The 18,263-nt window shown below is 63.2% G+C and carries 18 protein-coding genes; 7 read left to right on the forward strand and 11 right to left on the reverse strand.

What is annotated here, in order from left to right:
* Positions 1–5: 5 nt before the first annotated feature.
* The 3 genes from GWE18_RS27485 to GWE18_RS27495 all read right to left on the reverse strand — a co-directional run bounded on the left by GWE18_RS27485 (position 6) and on the right by GWE18_RS27495 (position 3,221).
* The gene (locus GWE18_RS27485; protein ID WP_275188815.1) at positions 6–455 is read right to left on the reverse strand and encodes a (2Fe-2S)-binding protein; all 450 of its coding nucleotides are present in this window, start codon (positions 453–455) and stop codon (positions 6–8) included.
* Positions 456–787: 332 nt separating this feature from the next.
* A complete protein-coding gene (locus GWE18_RS27490; RefSeq protein WP_275188816.1) occupies positions 788–1,771 on the reverse strand; it encodes a TRAP transporter substrate-binding protein in 984 nt (327 codons plus the stop codon).
* 52 nt (positions 1,772–1,823) lie between these two features.
* Positions 1,824–3,221, reverse strand: coding sequence for an MFS transporter (locus GWE18_RS27495; protein ID WP_275188817.1), 1,398 nt, complete (start codon positions 3,219–3,221; stop codon positions 1,824–1,826).
* A 249-nt stretch (positions 3,222–3,470) separates the two neighbouring features.
* Here GWE18_RS27495 and GWE18_RS27500 point away from each other — a divergent pair, with 249 nt between their 5' ends.
* The 3 genes from GWE18_RS27500 to GWE18_RS27510 are packed head-to-tail and all read left to right on the forward strand — an operon-like array spanning position 3,471 to position 7,430.
* Positions 3,471–5,240, forward strand: a complete 1,770-nt coding sequence (locus tag GWE18_RS27500) for an iron ABC transporter permease (protein ID WP_275188818.1) — start codon at positions 3,471–3,473, stop codon at positions 5,238–5,240.
* Positions 5,241–5,263: 23 nt separating this feature from the next.
* A complete protein-coding gene (locus tag GWE18_RS27505; protein WP_275188819.1) occupies positions 5,264–6,298 on the forward strand; it encodes an extracellular solute-binding protein in 1,035 nt (344 codons plus the stop codon).
* A gap of 28 nt (positions 6,299–6,326) precedes the next feature.
* Complete coding sequence (locus GWE18_RS27510; protein WP_275188820.1) at positions 6,327–7,430, forward strand: ABC transporter ATP-binding protein; 1,104 nt, start codon at positions 6,327–6,329, stop codon at positions 7,428–7,430.
* A gap of 131 nt (positions 7,431–7,561) precedes the next feature.
* Here the strand turns inward: GWE18_RS27510 and GWE18_RS27515 are convergent, their stop codons facing one another.
* The 6 genes from GWE18_RS27515 to GWE18_RS27540 form a co-directional block, all read right to left on the reverse strand.
* Positions 7,562–8,350, reverse strand: coding sequence for an ABC transporter ATP-binding protein (locus GWE18_RS27515; protein WP_275188821.1), 789 nt, complete (start codon positions 8,348–8,350; stop codon positions 7,562–7,564).
* Positions 8,338–9,393, reverse strand: coding sequence for a dihydrodipicolinate synthase family protein (locus GWE18_RS27520; RefSeq protein ID WP_275188822.1), 1,056 nt, complete (start codon positions 9,391–9,393; stop codon positions 8,338–8,340). The genes GWE18_RS27515 and GWE18_RS27520 overlap by 13 nt, the downstream gene beginning before the upstream one ends.
* Before the next feature lie 11 nt (positions 9,394–9,404).
* The gene (locus GWE18_RS27525) at positions 9,405–10,229 is read right to left on the reverse strand and encodes a GNAT family N-acetyltransferase (protein WP_275188823.1); all 825 of its coding nucleotides are present in this window, start codon (positions 10,227–10,229) and stop codon (positions 9,405–9,407) included.
* The gene (locus GWE18_RS27530) at positions 10,216–11,253 is read right to left on the reverse strand and encodes an NAD(P)-dependent oxidoreductase (protein ID WP_342804301.1); all 1,038 of its coding nucleotides are present in this window, start codon (positions 11,251–11,253) and stop codon (positions 10,216–10,218) included. Before GWE18_RS27530 ends, GWE18_RS27525 begins: the two co-directional genes overlap by 14 nt.
* 14 nt (positions 11,254–11,267) lie before the next feature.
* Positions 11,268–12,038: an ABC transporter permease gene (locus tag GWE18_RS27535; protein WP_275188825.1), complete on the reverse strand. Its 771-nt coding sequence runs from the start codon at positions 12,036–12,038 to the stop codon at positions 11,268–11,270.
* An 89-nt stretch (positions 12,039–12,127) separates the two neighbouring features.
* Positions 12,128–12,775, reverse strand: coding sequence for a TetR/AcrR family transcriptional regulator (locus GWE18_RS27540; protein ID WP_275188826.1), 648 nt, complete (start codon positions 12,773–12,775; stop codon positions 12,128–12,130).
* A gap of 97 nt (positions 12,776–12,872) precedes the next feature.
* Between GWE18_RS27540 and GWE18_RS27545 the strand changes: the two genes are divergently transcribed.
* Positions 12,873–13,877 (forward strand): ABC transporter substrate-binding protein, encoded by a 1,005-nt coding sequence (locus GWE18_RS27545; RefSeq protein ID WP_275188827.1) that lies wholly within the window; start codon positions 12,873–12,875, stop codon positions 13,875–13,877.
* 165 nt (positions 13,878–14,042) lie between these two features.
* On the opposite strand, the gene GWE18_RS27550 is transcribed toward GWE18_RS27545, so the two are convergent.
* A complete protein-coding gene (locus GWE18_RS27550; protein WP_275188828.1) occupies positions 14,043–14,270 on the reverse strand; it encodes a hypothetical protein in 228 nt (75 codons plus the stop codon).
* Between the two features lie 36 nt (positions 14,271–14,306).
* On the opposite strand from GWE18_RS27550, the gene GWE18_RS27555 reads away from it, so the two are divergent.
* The 3 genes from GWE18_RS27555 to GWE18_RS27565 all read left to right on the forward strand — a co-directional run bounded on the left by GWE18_RS27555 (position 14,307) and on the right by GWE18_RS27565 (position 17,007).
* On the forward strand, positions 14,307–14,735 hold the full coding sequence (locus tag GWE18_RS27555; RefSeq protein WP_275188829.1) for a DUF1772 domain-containing protein: 429 nt from the start codon (positions 14,307–14,309) through the stop codon (positions 14,733–14,735).
* Between the two features lie 104 nt (positions 14,736–14,839).
* Positions 14,840–15,007: a hypothetical protein gene (locus GWE18_RS27560; RefSeq protein ID WP_275188830.1), complete on the forward strand. Its 168-nt coding sequence runs from the start codon at positions 14,840–14,842 to the stop codon at positions 15,005–15,007.
* Positions 15,008–15,060: 53 nt separating this feature from the next.
* A complete protein-coding gene (locus tag GWE18_RS27565; protein ID WP_275188831.1) occupies positions 15,061–17,007 on the forward strand; it encodes an alkyl sulfatase dimerization domain-containing protein in 1,947 nt (648 codons plus the stop codon).
* Between the two features lie 149 nt (positions 17,008–17,156).
* On the opposite strand, the gene GWE18_RS27570 is transcribed toward GWE18_RS27565, so the two are convergent.
* The gene (locus GWE18_RS27570) at positions 17,157–18,227 is read right to left on the reverse strand and encodes a glycosyltransferase family 4 protein (protein WP_275188832.1); all 1,071 of its coding nucleotides are present in this window, start codon (positions 18,225–18,227) and stop codon (positions 17,157–17,159) included.
* Between the last annotated feature and the right edge of the window lie 36 nt (positions 18,228–18,263).

Consider the following 18,263-nt stretch of genomic DNA (forward strand, 5'->3'; position numbering starts at 1 on the left):
CCCCCTCAGGCGCTCGCGGCGGCGTGGATCGCCTCGCGGACCTGCTGGAAGGTTCCGCATCGGCAGATGTTGGTGATGGCCTCGTTGATGTCCTCGTCGGTCGGCTTTGGCTTCTCCTTGAGAAGGGCCGCAACCGCCATGATCATGCCGCTCTGGCAATAGCCGCATTGCGGGACGTCGTTCGCCACCCAGGCCTGCTGCACCTTATGCAGCGCGCCATTGCTGGCGAGTCCTTCGATCGTGGTGATCTGCTTGCCGACGGCTTCGCTGACCGTCATGCCGCAGGAGCGCATCGCGACCCCATCGACGTGGACGGTGCAGGCGCCGCATAGTGCGATGCCGCACCCGTACTTGGTGCCGGTGAGGCCAACGTTCTCCCTGATCGCCCAAAGTAGTGGCGTGTCGTCTTCGACGTCCACATTGATTGTTTTGCCGTTAATGGTGAGGTTTGCCATCGCGTATCCCCTTTTCGTCTGACCCATCGGTCGAGACCCGGCGCAATCTGGCCTGCAACCTGGAATCGTTCAAATCACGAAAATGCGTGGTTACGGTGGGGAAGAAGACCGATCCGCTGGTGTTGCGTGGGCACGCGCCCGTCGCATGGCTGTCATATCCGTTCTGCATCCACGGCCAGACGCAGGAAACTCATCAGGCTCCCAAGCGCGGCAAATCCGGCCCCGAGCATCAGCGCCACCGTCGCACCGTGGTGACCGGCGAGGGCAAAGCACAGGGCCGCCACCAGTGCGGCGCCGCAATCTCGAAATCGCTGGCGCTGTCGTCCAGGCCGCTATGGTTTGCCGGCCTTGAAGGCATCGAGAATCTCGGCGCAGACGGGCCCCGACCGGGTGCACCAGGCGCGCTGCGCTGCTGCCGCTCCCGTTCGCAGCGCTGCAACGATCGACGGCTCGGGATTTGAATCGATCGTGACGCCGTTCTGGCGCATGCGTTGATAGTTCTCCTCCAACCGGGTCGACAGAGCGAGCCACAATTCGCTCTCGGTTTGACGGCTAGCGGCATCGACCGCGGCTCGCGTATCCGGGCTCAAACCGTCATAGGCCGCCTGATTGACGCTCGCGATCGAAAGCGGCAGCGAATAGGTGATTTCACTGAAACGGGGCAGATACTCCCAAAGCTTGCGGCCGGCGCCGCCGTCTCCCGACGACAACACCGCGTTGATGCTGCCGTCGACCAGTTTCGGCATCGTGTCCGCGAAACTGATCGATGTGGCTTTGGCGCCGACGCTCAGGAATACTTCGGTTGAGGTCCTGTCATAGGTGCGAATGGAAAGCCCGGCGAGGTCGGGCGGTGACGTCAGTGGCGTCTTGGACCAAATGCCTGAAGGCGGCCAAGGCGTCAGATAAAGCAGCCGCAGGCCTTTCTTCTGCAGCGCCGCCGCAAGATGCGGCCGCGCGATGTCGGCAAGGCGTTTGGCGTCGGCGGTCGACGTCACCAGAAATGGTAGCGAGGGTAGCGCAAAGATCGAGTCTTCGGCCTCAAGCGCGCCGGCGAAGGCATCGCCGGCCTGCACCCGGCCTTCCGCAATCGCGGCGAGCATGCCGGCCGATTTGATGCCGGCCTTGGCATCGAAGCTCGGCTTGATCTCGAGTTTGCCTCCGCTGGATTGCGCGACGTGTTTTGTGAAGGCCGTCAGGCCAACGCCCGGCATCGCGTTTTGTGGATATTCCGTTGGCATGTCCCAGACGGTCTGGGCCTGAAGGGCGGCCGGAAACAGCAGGAGACACGCGCCGGCCAGCATACTGAGAAGTCGCAACTTCGTCCTCCAAATCGATCCCGTCGGCCCGATCGCCGCCGGGCGATGACAGTCATGTACTACGCGGAGCACCCACGGCCAGACGCAGGAAACTCATCACGCTGCCGAGCGCAGCAAACCCGGCGCCGAGTGCTAATGCAAGTGTCGCGCCATCATGGCCGGCGAGGGCAAAACACAGGGCTGCCAGCGCTGCACCGAGTGTTTGTCCGGTGAGGCGGGCGGTCGCGACGATGCCGCTCGCGCTGCCACTGCGGTGCGGCGGCGCGCTCGACATCAGCGCCCGCAGATTGGGCGTCTGAAAAAAGCCGAATCCGATCCCGCAAATCACGGTGCGCCAGACGATGTTGGCAATGCCGGGATCCGGTGGCAGCGTTGCCAGCAGCGCCATGCCGATGCCGAGCAGCACCAGCCCGAGGCCACCAAGGATGCCGACGGGATAGCGGTCGGAAAGCCGGCCCCCGATCGGCGCCATGATCGCCACCACCAGCGGCCAGGGCGTCATGAAGAAACCGGTCTCCACCTGCGACCGGTGCAGCACGTCCACGAAGTAGAAGGGCAGCGAGACGAACGCCATTCCCTGCACTGCGAATGCACAGACCGACGTGGCTGCCGACAGCGCAAACATCGGCCGCCGAAACAGGTCGATCGGCAGCATCGGCGCCGGATGGTCCGCATCTCTGCGGGTCATGATCCAGCCGAGCAGCAATGCAGCGCCAAGCGCCAGGCCGACCAGGACGGGCGGGGCTTGATGCGCCGCGCTGCCTATTCCGACAATGAAGAGCCCCAGGCAGCTTACGGTCAGCGCCGCGCTCGCAAAATCGAACGCGTGCTTCGCGCGCGGCGTTTTCGGCAAGGTCTTCAGGCCGATCCAGATCGCGATCACGCCGAAGGGGATGTTGATCGCGAACAGCCACGGCCATGTTCCAATCGCAAGGATCGCTGAAGCGATCGTCGGACCGAACGTGAATGCCGTTCCGACCACGAGCGCGTTGTGGCCGAAGCCACGGCCCAGCATGTGGGTCGGATAGACGAAGCGGACCAGCGCCGCGTTCACGCTCATGATGCCGCTGGCGCCTAATCCTTGCAGCGCCCGGGCAGCCGTCAGGCTGGGCAGCGACCATGCCAAGGCGCAGCCGAGCGAGGCCAGCGTGAACAGCACGAGGCCGCCGATATAGATGCGTTCGTGACCCACGATTTCGCCGAGGGCGCCGAGCGGCAGCAGCGTCGCAACGAGCGCGATCTGATAGATGTTGACTACCCAGACCACGTCGGCCGGGCTGACATGGAGGTCGGCAGCAATCGCCGGAAGGGCCACATTGGCGATCGCCGTATCCAGCGAAGCCATCGCCAGCGCCGTAAAGATCGCCGCGACCGCCCAGCGCCGGAGTTCCGGAGGCAGGCCGTCGATTGGCGCGGGGGCGCGCGGCTTTGCGGTTGTATTCAGTGCCATTAATCGGGCTCTCCGCGCGGGGGGCGGAAGCGCCCTCCGCGGCGTGTACTACGGACACGAGACGAGCCACAGGCGCTTCCTTGCATGATGCGTATGCGAAATGACGGCCGGCTTAGAAAAAGCGTCTCCGCGCCATATCCGCGCGCCGACGTTCGGATGGCTTTCCGCGCGCCGCGCGATCGACTAGGCTTTCCGCACATCGCGACCGCAATTCCATAAAAAAGACGGTCTCCGGCGAGAGGAAGCGCTTTGAACGGACAGGTGAGCCGGCACAGCGAAGGCGTGCGTAGCGCGGGTGAAGGCAGGCGTGGGCGCGTATCGGCCAGCTTGTGGATTTCGCTCCTGCTGGCGATCCTCGGCTTTCTGGTCATCTATCCGATCCTGATGTTGTTGCTCGGCGCGCTCACCGACACCAATCCGGTGGTCGAGGGCATCTCGCTCAGTCACCTCTCAATCACGAACTTCCTCACCGTACTGGTAAACCCGAATGTCGCGGAGGCGCTGGCGAATACGCTGATCGCTTGCGGCGGCGGCACTTTGATCGCGGTTGTGATCGGATTGTTGTTCTCCTGGATCGTCGTCCGCACCAATACGCCGTTCAAGGGGTTCATCGCGGCAGCCAGCATCCTGCCGCTATTTGCGCCGCCGCTGGTGGCGGGCGTTGCATGGGCCATTTTGGGCTCGCCAAAGACCGGCCTGATCAACACCATGTTCAAATGGATGGGGCTGGACTGGCGCGTCGATTTCTATTCGATGTGGGGCCTGGTGTTCGTGTTCGGCATCTACTACGCGCCGTATGTCTACATGTTCACCGCTTCGGCGCTGCGCAATATGGATCCGAGCCTGGAGGAGGCCGCCGAGATTTCCGGCGCCAGCGCGTTCGCGACACTGTTCACGGTGACGTTTCCGCTGATCATGCCGGCGATCGTCTCTGGCATGCTATTGTCGTTCATCGTCATGCTCGGCATCTACGGCATTCCGGCGGTGCTGGGCGCGCCCACCAATCTTGCGGTGTTGACTACCTACATATTCAAGCTCACGAACTGGTCGCCGCCGCTTTACAATACGGCGGCCGCGGTTGCCATCATCCTGATGGTCGTCACCGGCCTGCTCGTGTTCCTGCAGCAGAAGGTGCTGAGCGGCCGCAGCTATACCACCGTCGCCGGCAAGGCATTCCGTCCGCGCAGCCTCGATCTCGGGCGCTGGCGCTGGTTCACCTTTGGCCTCGGCATCGTTTATCTCGTGGTCGTGGTGGTGCTGCCGTTGTTCGCGCTGATCGTCGCCGCGTTTCGCAAGTTCATGTTCATCCGCGACGTCAGCAGCCTGTTCGATGCCAGGCAGTATTCCCTGATGCATTTCTACAGCATCTTCGACAATCCGCTGACCATGCGCTCGATCTACAATGCGGTCGAGGTCGGGCTGATCACCGCCGTGGTCGGCGGCGCGCTCGCCTTCGCCATCGGCTACACCATTCACCGTACCCAGGTGATGGGCCGGCGCTGGATCGACGTGATCTCGACCCTGCCGGTCGCGATCCCCGGCCTCGTGGTCGGCGTCGCTTATCTCTGGGCATGGATCGGCATTCCGGGCGGTCTCTACGGCACGATCTGGATCCTGGCGCTGGCGTTCATCGCCCGCTTCATGCCGGACACGGTCAAGTCGCTGTCAACCTCGTTCCTGCAGATTCATCGCGAGCTTGAGGAAGCCGCCTGGGTCTGCGGCAAGGGCATGCTCGGCACGATCAGGACGATCGTGCTGCCGCTGGCGCGGCCGGGCGTGATCGCGTCGATGACGCTGCTGTTCGTGCTCGCGATCCGCGAGCTCGGCTCCTCGCTGTTTCTCTACACCAGCGACACCATGGTGATGTCGGTGCTGTTGCTCGACTATTACGAAGGCGGAAACCTTGGAAAGACCGCCGCGTTCAGTTTGGTGCAAACCGTTTTGCTCGGCGTTCTCATCGGCGGCGCCAACTGGCTGTCGCGCGGCGCGGCGCAGGGCAGTGTCGCCCGAACCGGATAACAAAACGAAGGGGAGGATTGGCTATGACTGGAAGGATCTTCACCAACATTGCCGCAATCACTGGTATTGCTGGTCTTGCGCTGACATGGAGCGCGGCGGCGCAGGCGCAGGAGTTTGGTTCGCCCGAGTTGATTGCGGCGGCGAAGGCCGAGGGCAGACTGGTGTACTACACCGCGAACTTCGCCGAGGTCGAACAGCAGGTCATCAAGGCGTTCAACAAGCGCTTCCCCGAGATCAAGGTCGAGATGGTCCGTGCGCCGGGCGGCCAGCTCATCACCCGTGTGAAGACCGAGGCCGCGGCCGGCAAATTGATCGCCGACGTAGTCGATCATTCCGACCGTGCGCTGATGCAGCCGCTGGCGGACATGTTCCAGGATTACGCGCCGCCGAACGCGGCCGACTACAATCCCGACGCGCAGATCGCGCCCCAGCTCTGGCCGCGCGCCACGCTGGTGTGGTCGATCGCCTACAATACCGAGCTGGTCAAGAACCCGCCCAAGACCTGGAAGGATCTCACCAAGCCCGAGTATGACAAGCTGATCGGGCAGGTTATCGGCCCGTCGGGCGGCACCACATGGACCCGGATCATGTTCGAACGGCAAGTGCTTGGCGAGGACTACTGGGCCAAGCAGGCGGCGACCCATCCAGTGCTTTACCCGTCAGGCGCGCCAATGTCGGATTCGCTGGTGCGCGGCGAGATCGCCATGGGACCGTTGCTCTACAACGCGATTTATCCGAAGCAGAAGGACGGCGCGCCGATCCAGATCTTCTTTCCGCCGGAGGGCGCACCGGTCAATCCGTATGCCACTGGCATTCCGAAAACCGCTGCGCATCCCAATGCGGCAAAACTGTTTCTGAACTGGTGCCTGTCGAAAGAAGGGCAGACCTTCATGATCAAGGAACTCGGCAACCTGACGTCACTGAAGGTGCCGCCTGCGTATCCGGAAGGCTTCGATCCCAAAGTGGTCAAGGTCTGGTTCCCCAGGTTCGACGAGTATGTGAAATTGCACGCGGCCTGGGTTGCCGAATGGAACAAGACCTACGGGTACGGGCAATGATGATCGCATCACGGAAACCATCGACCCCATGACGGCGACGCTCGAAGTTACCGACCTGCGCAAGCAGTTTGCGATCGGCCGGCCGGCGATCGATGGAGTCAGTCTTGGCGTGCCGGCCGGCGAGATCGTGGTTCTGCTCGGCCCCTCCGGCTGCGGCAAGACCACGACGCTGCGCTGCGTGGCGGGGCTGGAGCACCCGACGTCAGGCGAAATCAGTATTGCCGGCAGGGTCGTATCGTCGCCTGAACGCGGGATCCTGGTGCCGCCGCGCTTGCGCGATCTCGGCATGGTGTTTCAGTCCTATGCGGTGTGGCCGCACATGACGGTGCGCCAGAATGTGGTCTATCCGCTCAAGCACCGAAAACTTTCGCGCAACGACGCCCGCGGCAAGGTCGACGAGACGCTCGAGTTGGTCGGGTTATCGGAATACGCCGACCGACCAGTGGTCGCATTGTCCGGCGGCCAGATGCAGCGCGTGGCGCTGGCGCGCAGCATCGTCTACCGGCCGCAATTGCTGCTGCTCGACGAGCCCTTGTCGAACCTCGATGCCAAGCTGCGCCTGCGGCTGCGCGACGACCTTCGCGCGATCCTCAAGCAGACCGGAATGACCGCGCTGTATGTCACTCACGACCAGGCCGAAGCGGTGGTGCTCGGCGATCGCATCGGCGTGATGCGGGACGGCAAGTTGCTGCAGATGGATACGCCCGATGCGATCTATAATCGCCCGGCCGATCTGTTTGTCGCCAATTTCACCGGCGCGACCAATGAGCTTCCGGGCACGCTGGTGTCGCGCAACGGCGCGTTTGGCACGGTCGATTTCGGCGAAGGGCGGCGGGGCGAGGTGGCATTGCTGCATTCACTCGGCCCGGATGAGAAAGTGCGGATTGCGCTGCGGCCGGAGAACATCTCGATCGGCAAACATGACGGCGCCAATGTCTTTCCTGCCCGCGTCCTCGACCGCCGCTATCAGGGCACGCAGACGGCTTACGGCATCGAGCTGTTCGGCCGGCGGCTGGAGGTGGTCGAACTCGGCACCGCGGCCCGGCATCAGGTGGGTGTCGAGACCCAGGTTTCGCTGCCGAAGGAGAGTTGCTGGGCCTATCGCGATACCGGGCCTGTGGCGTATGAGTAGCGGTCCGTCATTGCGAGCCAACGGGTCGCGCGAATGCGCGCCTGATGACAGGCTCCGCGAAGCAATCCATGGCGCGGCACACGGATGGGTGGATTGCTTCGTCGCTTCGGGCCTCGCAATGACGGTGGACTTTACCCGCTCGGACTCAATCCCAGGCTCGCATAAATTCGCCGCGCATAAGCGCCGAATTCGTCCGTGGTCTTGATCGGCAACGCGCGCGGGAATGGCAGATCGATCGGGAAGTACTCCGCCATCCGCGCCGGACCGGCAGTGAGCACGGCGCAATGCGAGGCGAGAAACACCGCTTCCTGGATGCTGTGCGTCACGAACAGGATAGTCTTGCCGCTCTCGCGCCAGATCCGCAGCATTTCGAGGTTCATCTGCTCGCGGGTGAGCGCATCGAGCGCGCCGAACGGCTCGTCCATCAGGATCAGCTTGGGATCATGGATGAAGGCGCGCGCGATCGCGGTACGCTGCTGCATGCCGCCGGACAATTGCTGCGGATATTTGTCTTCGTGACCGGCGAGGCCGACCAGGTTGAGCAGGTCACGGGCGCGCGCCCGCGCGGCCTTCATCGGCAGGCCGACGATCTCGGCCGGCAGCAGCACGTTGTCCAAAATGGTTCGCCATTTCAGCAGCAACGCCTGCTGGAACACCATGCCGATATCGCGTGCGGGGTCGAACGGTGTTGTCGAACTGCCGATTTTGATGGTGCCGCCGTCGGCCTCATGCAGCCCGGCCAGGATCTTCAGCACGGTAGTCTTGCCGCAGCCGGACGGGCCGACCAGCGAAACCAGCTCGCCTTCCTTCACGTCCATGGTGACGTCGGAGACGGCGAGGAATTCCGCGCCCTTGGACCGATAGATCTTGCGGACGTTCTTCAGGCTGATGAAAGGCTCGTTGGCGCTCATGCCAGCCATTTCTGCAAGTTCGCCTTCACGAAGGCGTCGTCCGAGAGATCGGCATGTTCGCGGCAGACGCGGTCGATCTGTTGCATCTGGCCCGGGCTGAGCCCTTCAGCAGGATCGAGGCACCAGAGCCCCTGCATCAAACCTTGCCGCCGCAGGATCTCGTGACAGCCCGCGATGCAGCCGTGAAAATTGTTGGCGACATCGAAGAACGCGCTGTTGCAGTCGGTGACGCGGGCGTCGAGCGCCAGCAGGTCCGCCGGCACGGTGTCCTTGCCGCGGGCCGCCTTGCACATCTCGAACTGCTTGATGGCGCTCGCGGTCCAGACCGACCAGTGCCCGAGCAGGCCGCCTTTGAGGTAGGCGCGGGTGGTGACGCCCTTGTCGCGCAGGTCGAACGGCAAAGTGAGATCGAGCAGGATGTGATCGTCATTGCCGGTATAGAGCGCAACGCGGTCGAGCGCGCCTGCAGCGGCCACTCCGCGCAGAACGTCAAGCGTCCGATAGCGGCTGAACGGCGCGATCTTGATGGCGATAACATTGTCGATGGCGGCAAAGCGGCGCCAGAAATCGGCGCTGAGGATGACGCCGCCGACGGCCGGCTGCAGATAGAAGCCGACCAACGGAATCTCGCGCGCCACCGCCTCGCAATGCGCGATGATCTCGCCTTCGGTGGCTGACTTCATCGCCGCGAGACTGAGCAGGCCGGCATGGTAGCCAATGCCAACAGCGGTTTGGGCTTCCGCAACGGCTTGCTGGGTCGGACCGGCGAGACCCGCGACCATCGCGACCGGCCGCTTGGTCCATGAAGCGGCGGTCTCCGCCGCCAGCTCCAGCACCGGCCGGTACAGACCGACGTCGCGGATGGCGAATTGCGTGGTGTGAACGCCGACGGCCAATCCGCCGGCGCCTGCATCGAGATAATAGCGCGTCAGCGCGCGCTGATGCCTGACATCGAGCTTTCGGTCCGCGTCGAGCGCGAGCGGATGCGCCGGGAGCACCGTGCCGTCGGCGATCAGCTTGCGAACCTCGGCCTTGATTTCGCTATGGTGCATGACGGATGTTCCTATCCAAATTCCGGGCCGGCGACGGCGAACGGCAGTTCTCCCGCCAAGACGGTCGCGGGACCGAAGCGCATGCGCTGAAATGGCCGCTCGATGTTCCAGCCTGCGCGGATGAGCCCGTCGAGAAACTCACCTTGCGAGAAGACGGCGTCGATCAACCAGGGGCCGGTTTCGGACCGGACAATCGCATCTATCAACGCCAGTGCTTGATCGGCGTGGTCGGCCAGGAGCGGACCGATGTGCCGCGCGGTGCGTCCATCGCGGACGAGAGTTATTGCTCCGGCCTCCGACACAATGCGAGAACCCGGCCGCGCTGCAAATTCTGACAGCAATGGACGACGGTCGAATCCCATGGCGTCGCAATCGCGCGCAATCAACGCTTCGGGGCTGCTGGCCGATAGTGGCCGCGTAACGGTTGTGTCCATCGGCGTCTCCAGCCGCAGCCGCCGCAATTGCAGGGTCGGGGTGAAACCGAGCGGACCGTAGACGGCGGCGCCGGCCGGCGTCGCATCTAGCCAGGTGGTGAGGCCGCGCTGTGTCGCTGCAGCGAGACAGGCATCGACCAGCCGGGTCGCGATGCCGCGGCGGCGCCAGCTTGGCGTCACCAGCACCATGCTGATCCAGGCATTGCCCGCCGAGTAGGACAGCAGTGCAGTGCTTGCGACCAACCGGTCGCCCTCACGCAGGCCGAATACGATTCCTTGGGCGAGGAAAAACCGCCAGTCTGCCTCGTTCTGGTTCCAGCCCGCCTCGGCCGACAGCACGAGCGCGGCCTGCGCATCGCCAACGCCGAGCTCGACGATGTCGATAGGTTCAGTAGCGGCCATCGCGCACCTCGTATTTGGTGGGCTTGCCGAGGCTCGGCATCGATCGCGACACCCAGTCGGCGGTCCAACTGATGAGCTGCTCGGTATCGACGATCGGCAGGCCGAATAACTTTACCGCCTGCGAGGTGTCGGTGAGCCACGCCGTCGGCTCCTCCGTGCCGACGATCACGGGCGCGCGGCCAAAACGCTGGCCGAATTTTGCGGCGAGGTCGCGCACCGCGAGAATTTCATGGCCGCTGACATTGATCGGCGAGGTCGGTGTCTCGCAATGTGCCAGACAACGCAGCGCCTGCGAGGACGCGTCGCCCTGCCAGATGAAATTGACATGGCCGAGGCTGACGTCGATCGGCTTGCCCTGCAGCACCTTACTGGCAATATCGTGCAGCACGCCGTAGCGCATGTCGATCGCATAATTCAGCCGGAACAGCCGTCCGGGCGTCGAATACTTCCGCGAGAAATACTCGAACATGCGCTCGCGCCCGACGCAGGATTGCGCGTATTCGCCGGGCGGATCGGGCGCCATATCCTCGCCCGAGCCTTTGCCGCTCACCGGCACGAACGGATAGACGCAGCCGGTCGAGAACGCGACGATGCGTGACCTCGCAAAGGCCTGTGCGACCAGGGCGGGGACGTGTGAATTCATCGCCCAGGTCAGCGACAGATCGCCCTCCGCGCCGAATTTGCGTCCGGCCATGAAAATGATGTTCGGTATCTTCGGAAGCGCCTTGATGGCGGCCTCATCGAGCAGGTCGCAATTGATGGTCTCGACGCCGCGCTCCTGCAGCCAGTCTTTGATGGCGGGATCACTGAAGCGGGCGACGCCGATCACGCGGCGATCCGGCGCGGCGGCCTTGGCAAGTCCCGCCAGCGTCGGCCCCATCTTGCCGGCGACGCCCAAAATCATAATGTCGCCGTCGACCTTGCGAAGATCGTCGATCAGCGCCTGGCTCGGGCGGCACAGCAGTTCGTCGAGCGCAGCGATATCGCTAATCGTCTGCGGCAGGTTTTCGCGCGTCAGCAGCATGTTCATTCCCTGTCTCATTGCAGCCGGATGTCCCGGACGACGAACATCCGCTCCAAGCCCAGCACGAGCCCGTACAGCGCCACGCCCAGCAATGTCAGGAGCACGACCGCCATCACCATCGCCGGCGTATCGAGCGAGGACTGCACCTGGATCATGAGGTAGCCGAGCCCTCGTTCGGAGGCGATGAACTCGCCGACGATGGCGCCGGCCACGGCCAGGATCGCGCCGACCTTCATCCCGGAAAACACGTAAGGCAGCGCGCCCGGCAACTGGATTTTCCGGAACAGCGTCCAGCGCGAGCCGCGCAGCGATTTTACCAGATCGAGCAGATCCGGCTCGACCTCGCTCAACCCGCGCGCAGTGGTGAGCAGGATCGGAAAGAAGCAGATGGAAAACGCGATCAGGATGTTCGGAAAGATGCCGTAGGAGAACCAGACGATGAACAGCGGGCCCAGCGCCACTTTCGGAATCATGTTCAGCGTCACGAACAGCGGCAGCAGCAACAGGCTGATCAGCGGCGACCAGGTGAACATCACCGCCAGCATGATGCCGACCACCGCGCCGAGGCAGAACCCGCCGAGAATTTCGATGGCCGTCACCGCGAGATTGGAGAGCCACGCATAGCTCGGCGAGCCCAGCGTCGCGACGGTCGCGAGCGGCGAGGGCAGGATGAATTTCGGAACCTGGAAGGCGTCGACCAAAACCTGCCAGAGGACGATCACGGCCAGGTGCACGATCAGGATGATCGCGAAAGACCGTATCGATCGTCCGTCATCGCTGAACACTGCGCACTCCCCTGGGTCCCGCGTCCGGTTCCCGGGCGCATGGCGGCAATCCTATCGCGGCCTCTTCAGGTAATCAACCATCTGGTTGATTAGGGGCGCAGTGAATGCATCACCAGATCGACGACGTGCTTGCGGCGGGCCTGCCGCGCGGCCCGGCTCGACAGATCCTTGCCGAAGATGGCCGATAGGGTCGGGGTATTCGAGAAGAAGAAGTAGCTGAGCCCGGCGATCGAGATGTAAAGGTGCACCGGGTTGATACCCTTGCGGAATATGCCGGCCTTTACGCCTTCGCCGAGAATGGTCGAGACCAGGCTGACCAGCGGCGAATGCATCGCTTCCAGTTTGCGCGAGTTCCGTACGTGACGGGCGCCGCCGCGGTTTTCGTCGTTCAGCAGCACGATGAAGTCGGGGTGCGCGGCGAGGTGGTCGAAGGAACTTTCGATCAGCTTCTTGATGGCCAGTTCGGGCGGCAATCCCTCGAGATTGAGCTTGCGCTCCTGGGCGCGGATTTCTTCGTATACCCATTCGAGCACCGCCAAATACAGCGCATCCTTGTCGCCGAAATAGTGGTAGACGAGCTGCTTGTTGACGCCCGCCCGCGCGGCGATCTCGTCGACCCGGGCGCCAGCGAGGCCGCTACTGGCGAACTCGCGCCGCGCCGCCGTCAGCAGTTTCTTGCGGGTGGCGGCCGGATCGCGCCGCTGCGGCCTGGTGATGTCAGAACGTTTTTTGGGCATTTCCAACCAAATAGTTGACAACTCGTCTCGTCCCTAGTTGCATTGGTAGCGTCACCGGCGCGCGGCGACAAGATCGGTTGCAAACGAGGAGGTTGCCATGAAGGGGTTGCGAATTGCGGGACTGGCGCTTGCGCTTGCCGTACCGGCTGTGCCCTGTGTGGCCGCCGAGTCCGTCAACCTGATCCTGAACTGGACGCCGACGGCGGATCATTCGCCGTTCTATTACGCCAAGTCGCAAGGCTGGTACGAAAAGGCCGGCATCGACCTGACGATCGAGGTCGGCAAGGGATCCGGCGTTTCCTCGCTGAAGGTCGGCTCCGGCGGCTCGCCGTTCGGTATCGCCGATCTCGCAACCATGCTGGTGGCGAAGAGCAAGGGCGCCGACGTGGTGGCGCTGATGAGCATCTACGCCAATACCGGCCAGACCTTCTACTGGCTGAAGAGCTATGGCGTGAACGGGCCCAAGGATTTCCCGAACCACAAGATCGGCAATCCGCCGGGCGATGCCTCGCGGGTGATGTGGCCGGCCTTTGCCAAGGCGGCCGGCATCGCACCTGACTCCGTGAATTTCGTCAATGTCGGACCGACCGCCAAGATCGCGGCGCTGAAAAGCCACACCGTCGATATCATCAGCGATTTCTACAATGAACACGATCTAAAGGTGATCGAATTCGGCGCCGATCTCGGCTACGTCAACTGGAAGGATATTGGGCTCAATCCGTACGGCAATTCGCTGATCGTCAACGGCGCTTACCTCGCGAAGAATCCGAAGCTGGTCGAGGAATTCGTCAAAATCAGCCAGAAGGCGTACGCCGCCTGCGTCGCCGAGGTCGCGCCCTGCCTCAAAGCGCTGCTCGACCAGGCTTCCGGTCTCGACAAGGAAAACCAGCAGCGCCAGTGGGAGCGCATCAAGTTCCTGATGACAGACGAGTTTACGACGACCAAGGCGCTGGGCTGGATCGACGCCGAGCGGATGAAGAAGGACTACGAGCTAGTGCAGACCTATCTCGGCATGGAAAAGCCGTTTGACGTGAACACCGCATTTTCGGTCAAGATGCTGGATACGTCGATCAAGATGGATGCCAGCAAGGTGAAGAAGTAGGGCGATAGCTTCCTCCACCGTCATTGCAAGGAGCGAAGCGAGGAAGCAATCCATCTTCCCGCGCGGAGAGATGGATTGCTTCGCGGGAGCCTGTCATCCGGCGGCGCTACGCGCCGACCGGGTGGCTCGCAATGACGGTGAGGCGAGGTCTGTGCCATTACCGACTCAATCGTCGTCGCGGCTCTTGCCTAATTCCTGATCGAGCCGTTCGGATAACGTCGCGAGCAGGCGGCGCGTCTTTGCGAACTCTTTGGCGTCGATACCCTTCGCCAGCGCGTTCGCCCACGGCGCCTGTAATTGGCCGGCGGAGGCAAAGGCTTCCTCTCCCCGTTTCGTCAGCGCGACGAGATGCGCGCGGATGGTGCGGATTGGGGCGCAACTCGACAAGGCCATCTTCCCGCATCTCGTTGACGATAAGTGGAGTGAATCATGTTTGCAGGACAGCTTGCGACGATTGTCGCCGCCGCGTTCGCCGGGGCCGCGTTCTACATCAATCTCGCCGAGCAGCCGGCGCGTCTCGGTCTCGATGACCGAGCCCTCTTGAAGCAGTGGAAGCCAAGCTACGACCGCGGCCTTGCGATGCAGGCGAGTGGCGCGGTCATTTCGGGCGTGCTTGGCCTGATCGCCGCCTGGGCGACTGGGGATTGGCGCTGGATTGTCGGCGCGGTGCTTATTCTCGCCAACTGGCCGTATACGCTGCTTGGCATCATGCCGACCAACCGCGCGTTGAAAGCGATTGCCGAGAACGACGCCGGGGCGCAATCACGCGCGCTGATCGTGAAATGGGGAGGCCTGCACGCGGTCAGAACGGGCCTCGGGATCGCAGCGACGCTGGCCTATCTCTGGGCACTCAATTAGCGTACGAGAGGCGGTGCTCGCGGGCGAACGGTTTCAAGGAGATCGAAGTCACCAGAGAAGGCGAGGATCGCTGGGTCGAGCTGCTGCTGACGGGCGCTGGCCGCATGATCGGCTCACCTGACTGCACGCCCGGCTACTACAACAACGAAGGACGCGAGCCGGGGCCGGCGGCCAAGCTCAATGTCGGCCATCCCGCAGGCCCGATGGCCTATTTCAAATATATCGACGGCTGGCGCAGCAGCGGCCAGTTCGAGGGGCTGCAGTTTCGCTGACACCGTTCGATTTCTCGATCTCGGCTTTTTACTGCGCAAGGGAGTACACAACAATGAGCCAACCAGCCACGATCGAACCATCGAGGGAATCCCCGAAGGAAGCTTCCGCGCCGGTCATCGCGCAGCACGCGGCGACGCTGACGGCGCTGCCGTTTTCCGATACGCGCGATTTCGATGACGCCGCGCGCGGCTTTCTCGGCACGGTGGAGAATGCGAAGATTGTTTCGCCGCAGGGCAGGGTAGTCTGGAGCCTCGAACCCTACGGCTTTCTGTCCGCGGAACAAGCGCCGCCGACCGTCGATCCCAGCCTGTGGCGGCAGTCGCGGCTCAACATGCATCACGGCCTGTTCGAGGTGCTGCCCGGCGTCTACCAGGTACGCGGGCTCGACATCGCCAACGTGACCCTGATCGAGGGCGAGAGCGGTGTCATCGTGGTGGATACGCTGACCTCGATCGAGGCCGCGCGGGCCGCCATGGAGCTCTACTTCCAGCACCGCGGCAAACGGCCGGTCGCCGCCGTCATCTTCACCCATACCCACACCGACCATTGGGGCGGCGCGCACGGCGTGCTCGACGACGAAACGCTCGCCAGCGGCCGCGTGCCGATCATCGCGCCGAATCTATTCATGGAACACGCCGTTTCGGAAAACATCATCGCCGGTCCCGCGATGCTGCGCCGCGCGCAATATCAGTTCGGGCCGTTCCTCGCCAAGGGCGTGCGCGGGCAGGTCGATTGCGGGCTTGGCAAGACCATGTCGGCGGGGGCAGTGGCGCTCGTGCGCCCGACCGATCTCATCATCGCGACCGGCGACAAGCGGACCATCGACGGGGTCGAATTCGAATTCCAGATGGCGCCGAACAGTGAGGCGCCGGCGGAAATGCATTTCTACGTCGCCCGCTACAGGCTCCTCAATCTCGCAGAAAACTGCACGCATAATTTCCACAATCTGCTGCCGTTCCGCGGCGCCGACGTGCGCGATGCGCTAGCGTGGTCGAAATATCTCGGCGAAGCCCTGCAGATGTGGGGCGGCAAGGCCGATGCGATGTGCGGCCAGCATCATTGGCCAGTCTGGGGACAGGAGCGGATCGACACCATGATCCGCCAGCAACGCGACCTCTACAAATTCGCGCATGACCAGACCATCCGCCTGATGAACCACGGGCTCACCGCGACCGAAATTGCGGAAACCATCCGCTTGCCGGCGAGCCTCGAGGGCGCCTGGCATGGCCGCGGGTACTATGGCCACATCAGGCACAATGTGAAGGCGATCTACCAAAAGTATCTCGGCTGGTACGACGCCAACCCCGTCAATCTCGATCCCCTGCCGCCGGTCGAGTCGGGCAAAAAATATGTCGAATATATGGGCGGTGCGGACGCGATCCTCGCGCGTGCACGAGAAGATTTTGCCAAGGGCGAATTCCGCTTTGTCGCGCAGGCGGTGAGCCACCTGGTGTTCGCCGATCCCGATAACCAGTCGGCGCGCGCGATGCTGGCGGACACCTTCGAGCAGCTCGGCTATGCCTCGGAGAGTTCGACGTGGCGTAACGCCTATCTGTTTGGCGCACAGGAACTTCGGCAGGGCATGCCCAAGGTGCCGCCGCGCTGGGCGATGCCGCGCGAAACGCTGGCTGCGCTGCGCACCGAACAGCTATGGGACGTGCTCGGCGTTCGCCTCAACGGTCCCAAGGCCGAAGGCAAGCGCATCGTGCTGAACTGGGGTTTCACCGATACTGGTGAGACGTTCATTCTCAACCTGGAGAACTCCGCACTGACCTATACGGCCAATGCGCAGGCCGCCGATGCCGACGCCAGCTTCACGCTGCCGCGCGGCGTGCTCGACGAAGTGATCGCCAAGCTGACGACATTCCAGGATGCGGTCGGCTCCGGCAAGATCAAGGTCAGCGGCAACCCGGTGCGGCTCGGCGAGCTGATGGCGCTGATGGACGAGTTTCCGCGGATGTTCGAGATCGTCGAGCCGAAGCGGGTGGTCGTGAGTTGAGGGAGTGCAGGGTGGGCAAAGCGCAGCGTGCCCACCATTGTTTCGCGTCGAGTGTAGACGTCGAGTGTAAACGGTGGGCACGGCGCAGATGCGCCTTTGCCCACCCTACGGTCGTCGCGCAATGACGACGGCGTGAAGCCGCGGAAATGCTACTCCGCGCTGCTGACGAGCTTGATCCGCGGCTCCGCTTCCTCCATCAGGCCGCGATAGGCGGCAAGATAATCGAGCGCCATGCGACGCGCGGTGAAGCGGGTTTCGAACCGCTTGCGGATCGCAGCCCGGTCCAGCGCGGCAAGGCGGTCGACCACGCCGACGGCACTGGTTTCGTCTTCGACAACGAAACCGGTCAAGCCGGCATCGATGATCTCCGGGACCGAACCGCGATTATAGGCGATTACGGGGGTCCCGCAGGCCATGGCCTCGATCATGACGAGCCCGAACGGCTCCGGCCAGTCGATCGGAACCAGCAGGCCGATCGCGCCGCTGAGGAAGTCGGATTTCTCGCGGTCACTGATCTCGCCGATATATTCTACCAGCGGATTGGCCTTGATGAGCGGGGAGATCAACTCGTCGTAATATTCCTGGTCGGCGCGATCGACCTTCGCCGCGATCTTGAGCGGAATGCCGCAACGGGTAGCTATCCGGATAGCGCGATCCACGCCCTTTTCCGGCGCGATCCGCCCGAGTACCGCAAGATAAGACGGCCTCACCTGCTGCGGCGTCAGCAAGTTCTCCGGCAGTCCGTGGTGAATGGTGCGCACCCAGTTGGCCTGCGGCACCGGCCGCCGCTGCGCGTTGGAAATCGATATCACCGGAATCTTGGAGAAGGTGGTGAACACCGGCTGATGCTCGGGCAGGTCGAGCCTGCCGTGCAGCGTCGTCAGGAACGGCGTCGGCTGCCGGTCGAATAGCGAGAATGGATAGTAGTCGAGATGAAAGTGGAGAAAATCGAACTCTTCATCATCGCATTTCTGCCGTACGCGCTCCAGCATCACCATATGCAGTGCGTTGGGGTCGCGGACCGAGCCGTCGAGGCGCAACGCCTTCGGCCATGCCGCGTCGAGTCTCGCCGAGGTGCGGGAATCGCCGCTGGCGAATAATGTGACGTCGTGTCCTAACACCACCAGTTCTTCGGTCAGCCAATGCACCACCCGCTCGGTGCCGCCGTACAGTTTGGGGGGGACAGCCTCCGTCAGCGGGGCGACCTGCGCGATGCGCATCTTTGCGTCTCCTGTCTGGAATGGTGGTTGAGTAGT

It is taken from the genome of Bradyrhizobium sp. CSA112 (assembly GCF_029051645.1).
In the GTDB taxonomy this organism is placed as follows: Bacteria; Pseudomonadota; Alphaproteobacteria; order Rhizobiales; family Xanthobacteraceae; genus Bradyrhizobium.

Bases quoted from the DNA above. Each gene is read 5' to 3' on its own strand.
- GWE18_RS27570 (WP_275188832.1), bottom strand. From the start codon at position 18,227: ATGCGCATCGCGCAGGTCGCCCCGCTGACGGAGGCTGTCCCCCCCAAA.
- GWE18_RS27560 (WP_275188830.1), top strand. From the start codon at position 14,840: ATGATCGGCTCACCTGACTGCACGCCCGGCTACTACAACAACGAAGGA.
- GWE18_RS27510 (WP_275188820.1), top strand. From the start codon at position 6,327: ATGACGGCGACGCTCGAAGTTACCGACCTGCGCAAGCAGTTTGCGATC.
- GWE18_RS27555 (WP_275188829.1), top strand. From the start codon at position 14,307: ATGTTTGCAGGACAGCTTGCGACGATTGTCGCCGCCGCGTTCGCCGGG.
- GWE18_RS27530 (WP_342804301.1), bottom strand. From the start codon at position 11,253: ATGCTGCTGACGCGCGAAAACCTGCCGCAGACGATTAGCGATATCGCT.
- GWE18_RS27515 (WP_275188821.1), bottom strand. From the start codon at position 8,350: ATGGCTGGCATGAGCGCCAACGAGCCTTTCATCAGCCTGAAGAACGTC.
- GWE18_RS27550 (WP_275188828.1), bottom strand. From the start codon at position 14,270: ATGGCCTTGTCGAGTTGCGCCCCAATCCGCACCATCCGCGCGCATCTC.
- GWE18_RS27545 (WP_275188827.1), top strand. From the start codon at position 12,873: ATGAAGGGGTTGCGAATTGCGGGACTGGCGCTTGCGCTTGCCGTACCG.
- GWE18_RS27520 (WP_275188822.1), bottom strand. From the start codon at position 9,393: ATGCACCATAGCGAAATCAAGGCCGAGGTTCGCAAGCTGATCGCCGAC.
- GWE18_RS27565 (WP_275188831.1), top strand. From the start codon at position 15,061: ATGAGCCAACCAGCCACGATCGAACCATCGAGGGAATCCCCGAAGGAA.
- GWE18_RS27540 (WP_275188826.1), bottom strand. From the start codon at position 12,775: ATGCCCAAAAAACGTTCTGACATCACCAGGCCGCAGCGGCGCGATCCG.
- GWE18_RS27485 (WP_275188815.1), bottom strand. From the start codon at position 455: ATGGCAAACCTCACCATTAACGGCAAAACAATCAATGTGGACGTCGAA.
- GWE18_RS27525 (WP_275188823.1), bottom strand. From the start codon at position 10,229: ATGGCCGCTACTGAACCTATCGACATCGTCGAGCTCGGCGTTGGCGAT.
- GWE18_RS27495 (WP_275188817.1), bottom strand. From the start codon at position 3,221: ATGGCACTGAATACAACCGCAAAGCCGCGCGCCCCCGCGCCAATCGAC.
- GWE18_RS27505 (WP_275188819.1), top strand. From the start codon at position 5,264: ATGACTGGAAGGATCTTCACCAACATTGCCGCAATCACTGGTATTGCT.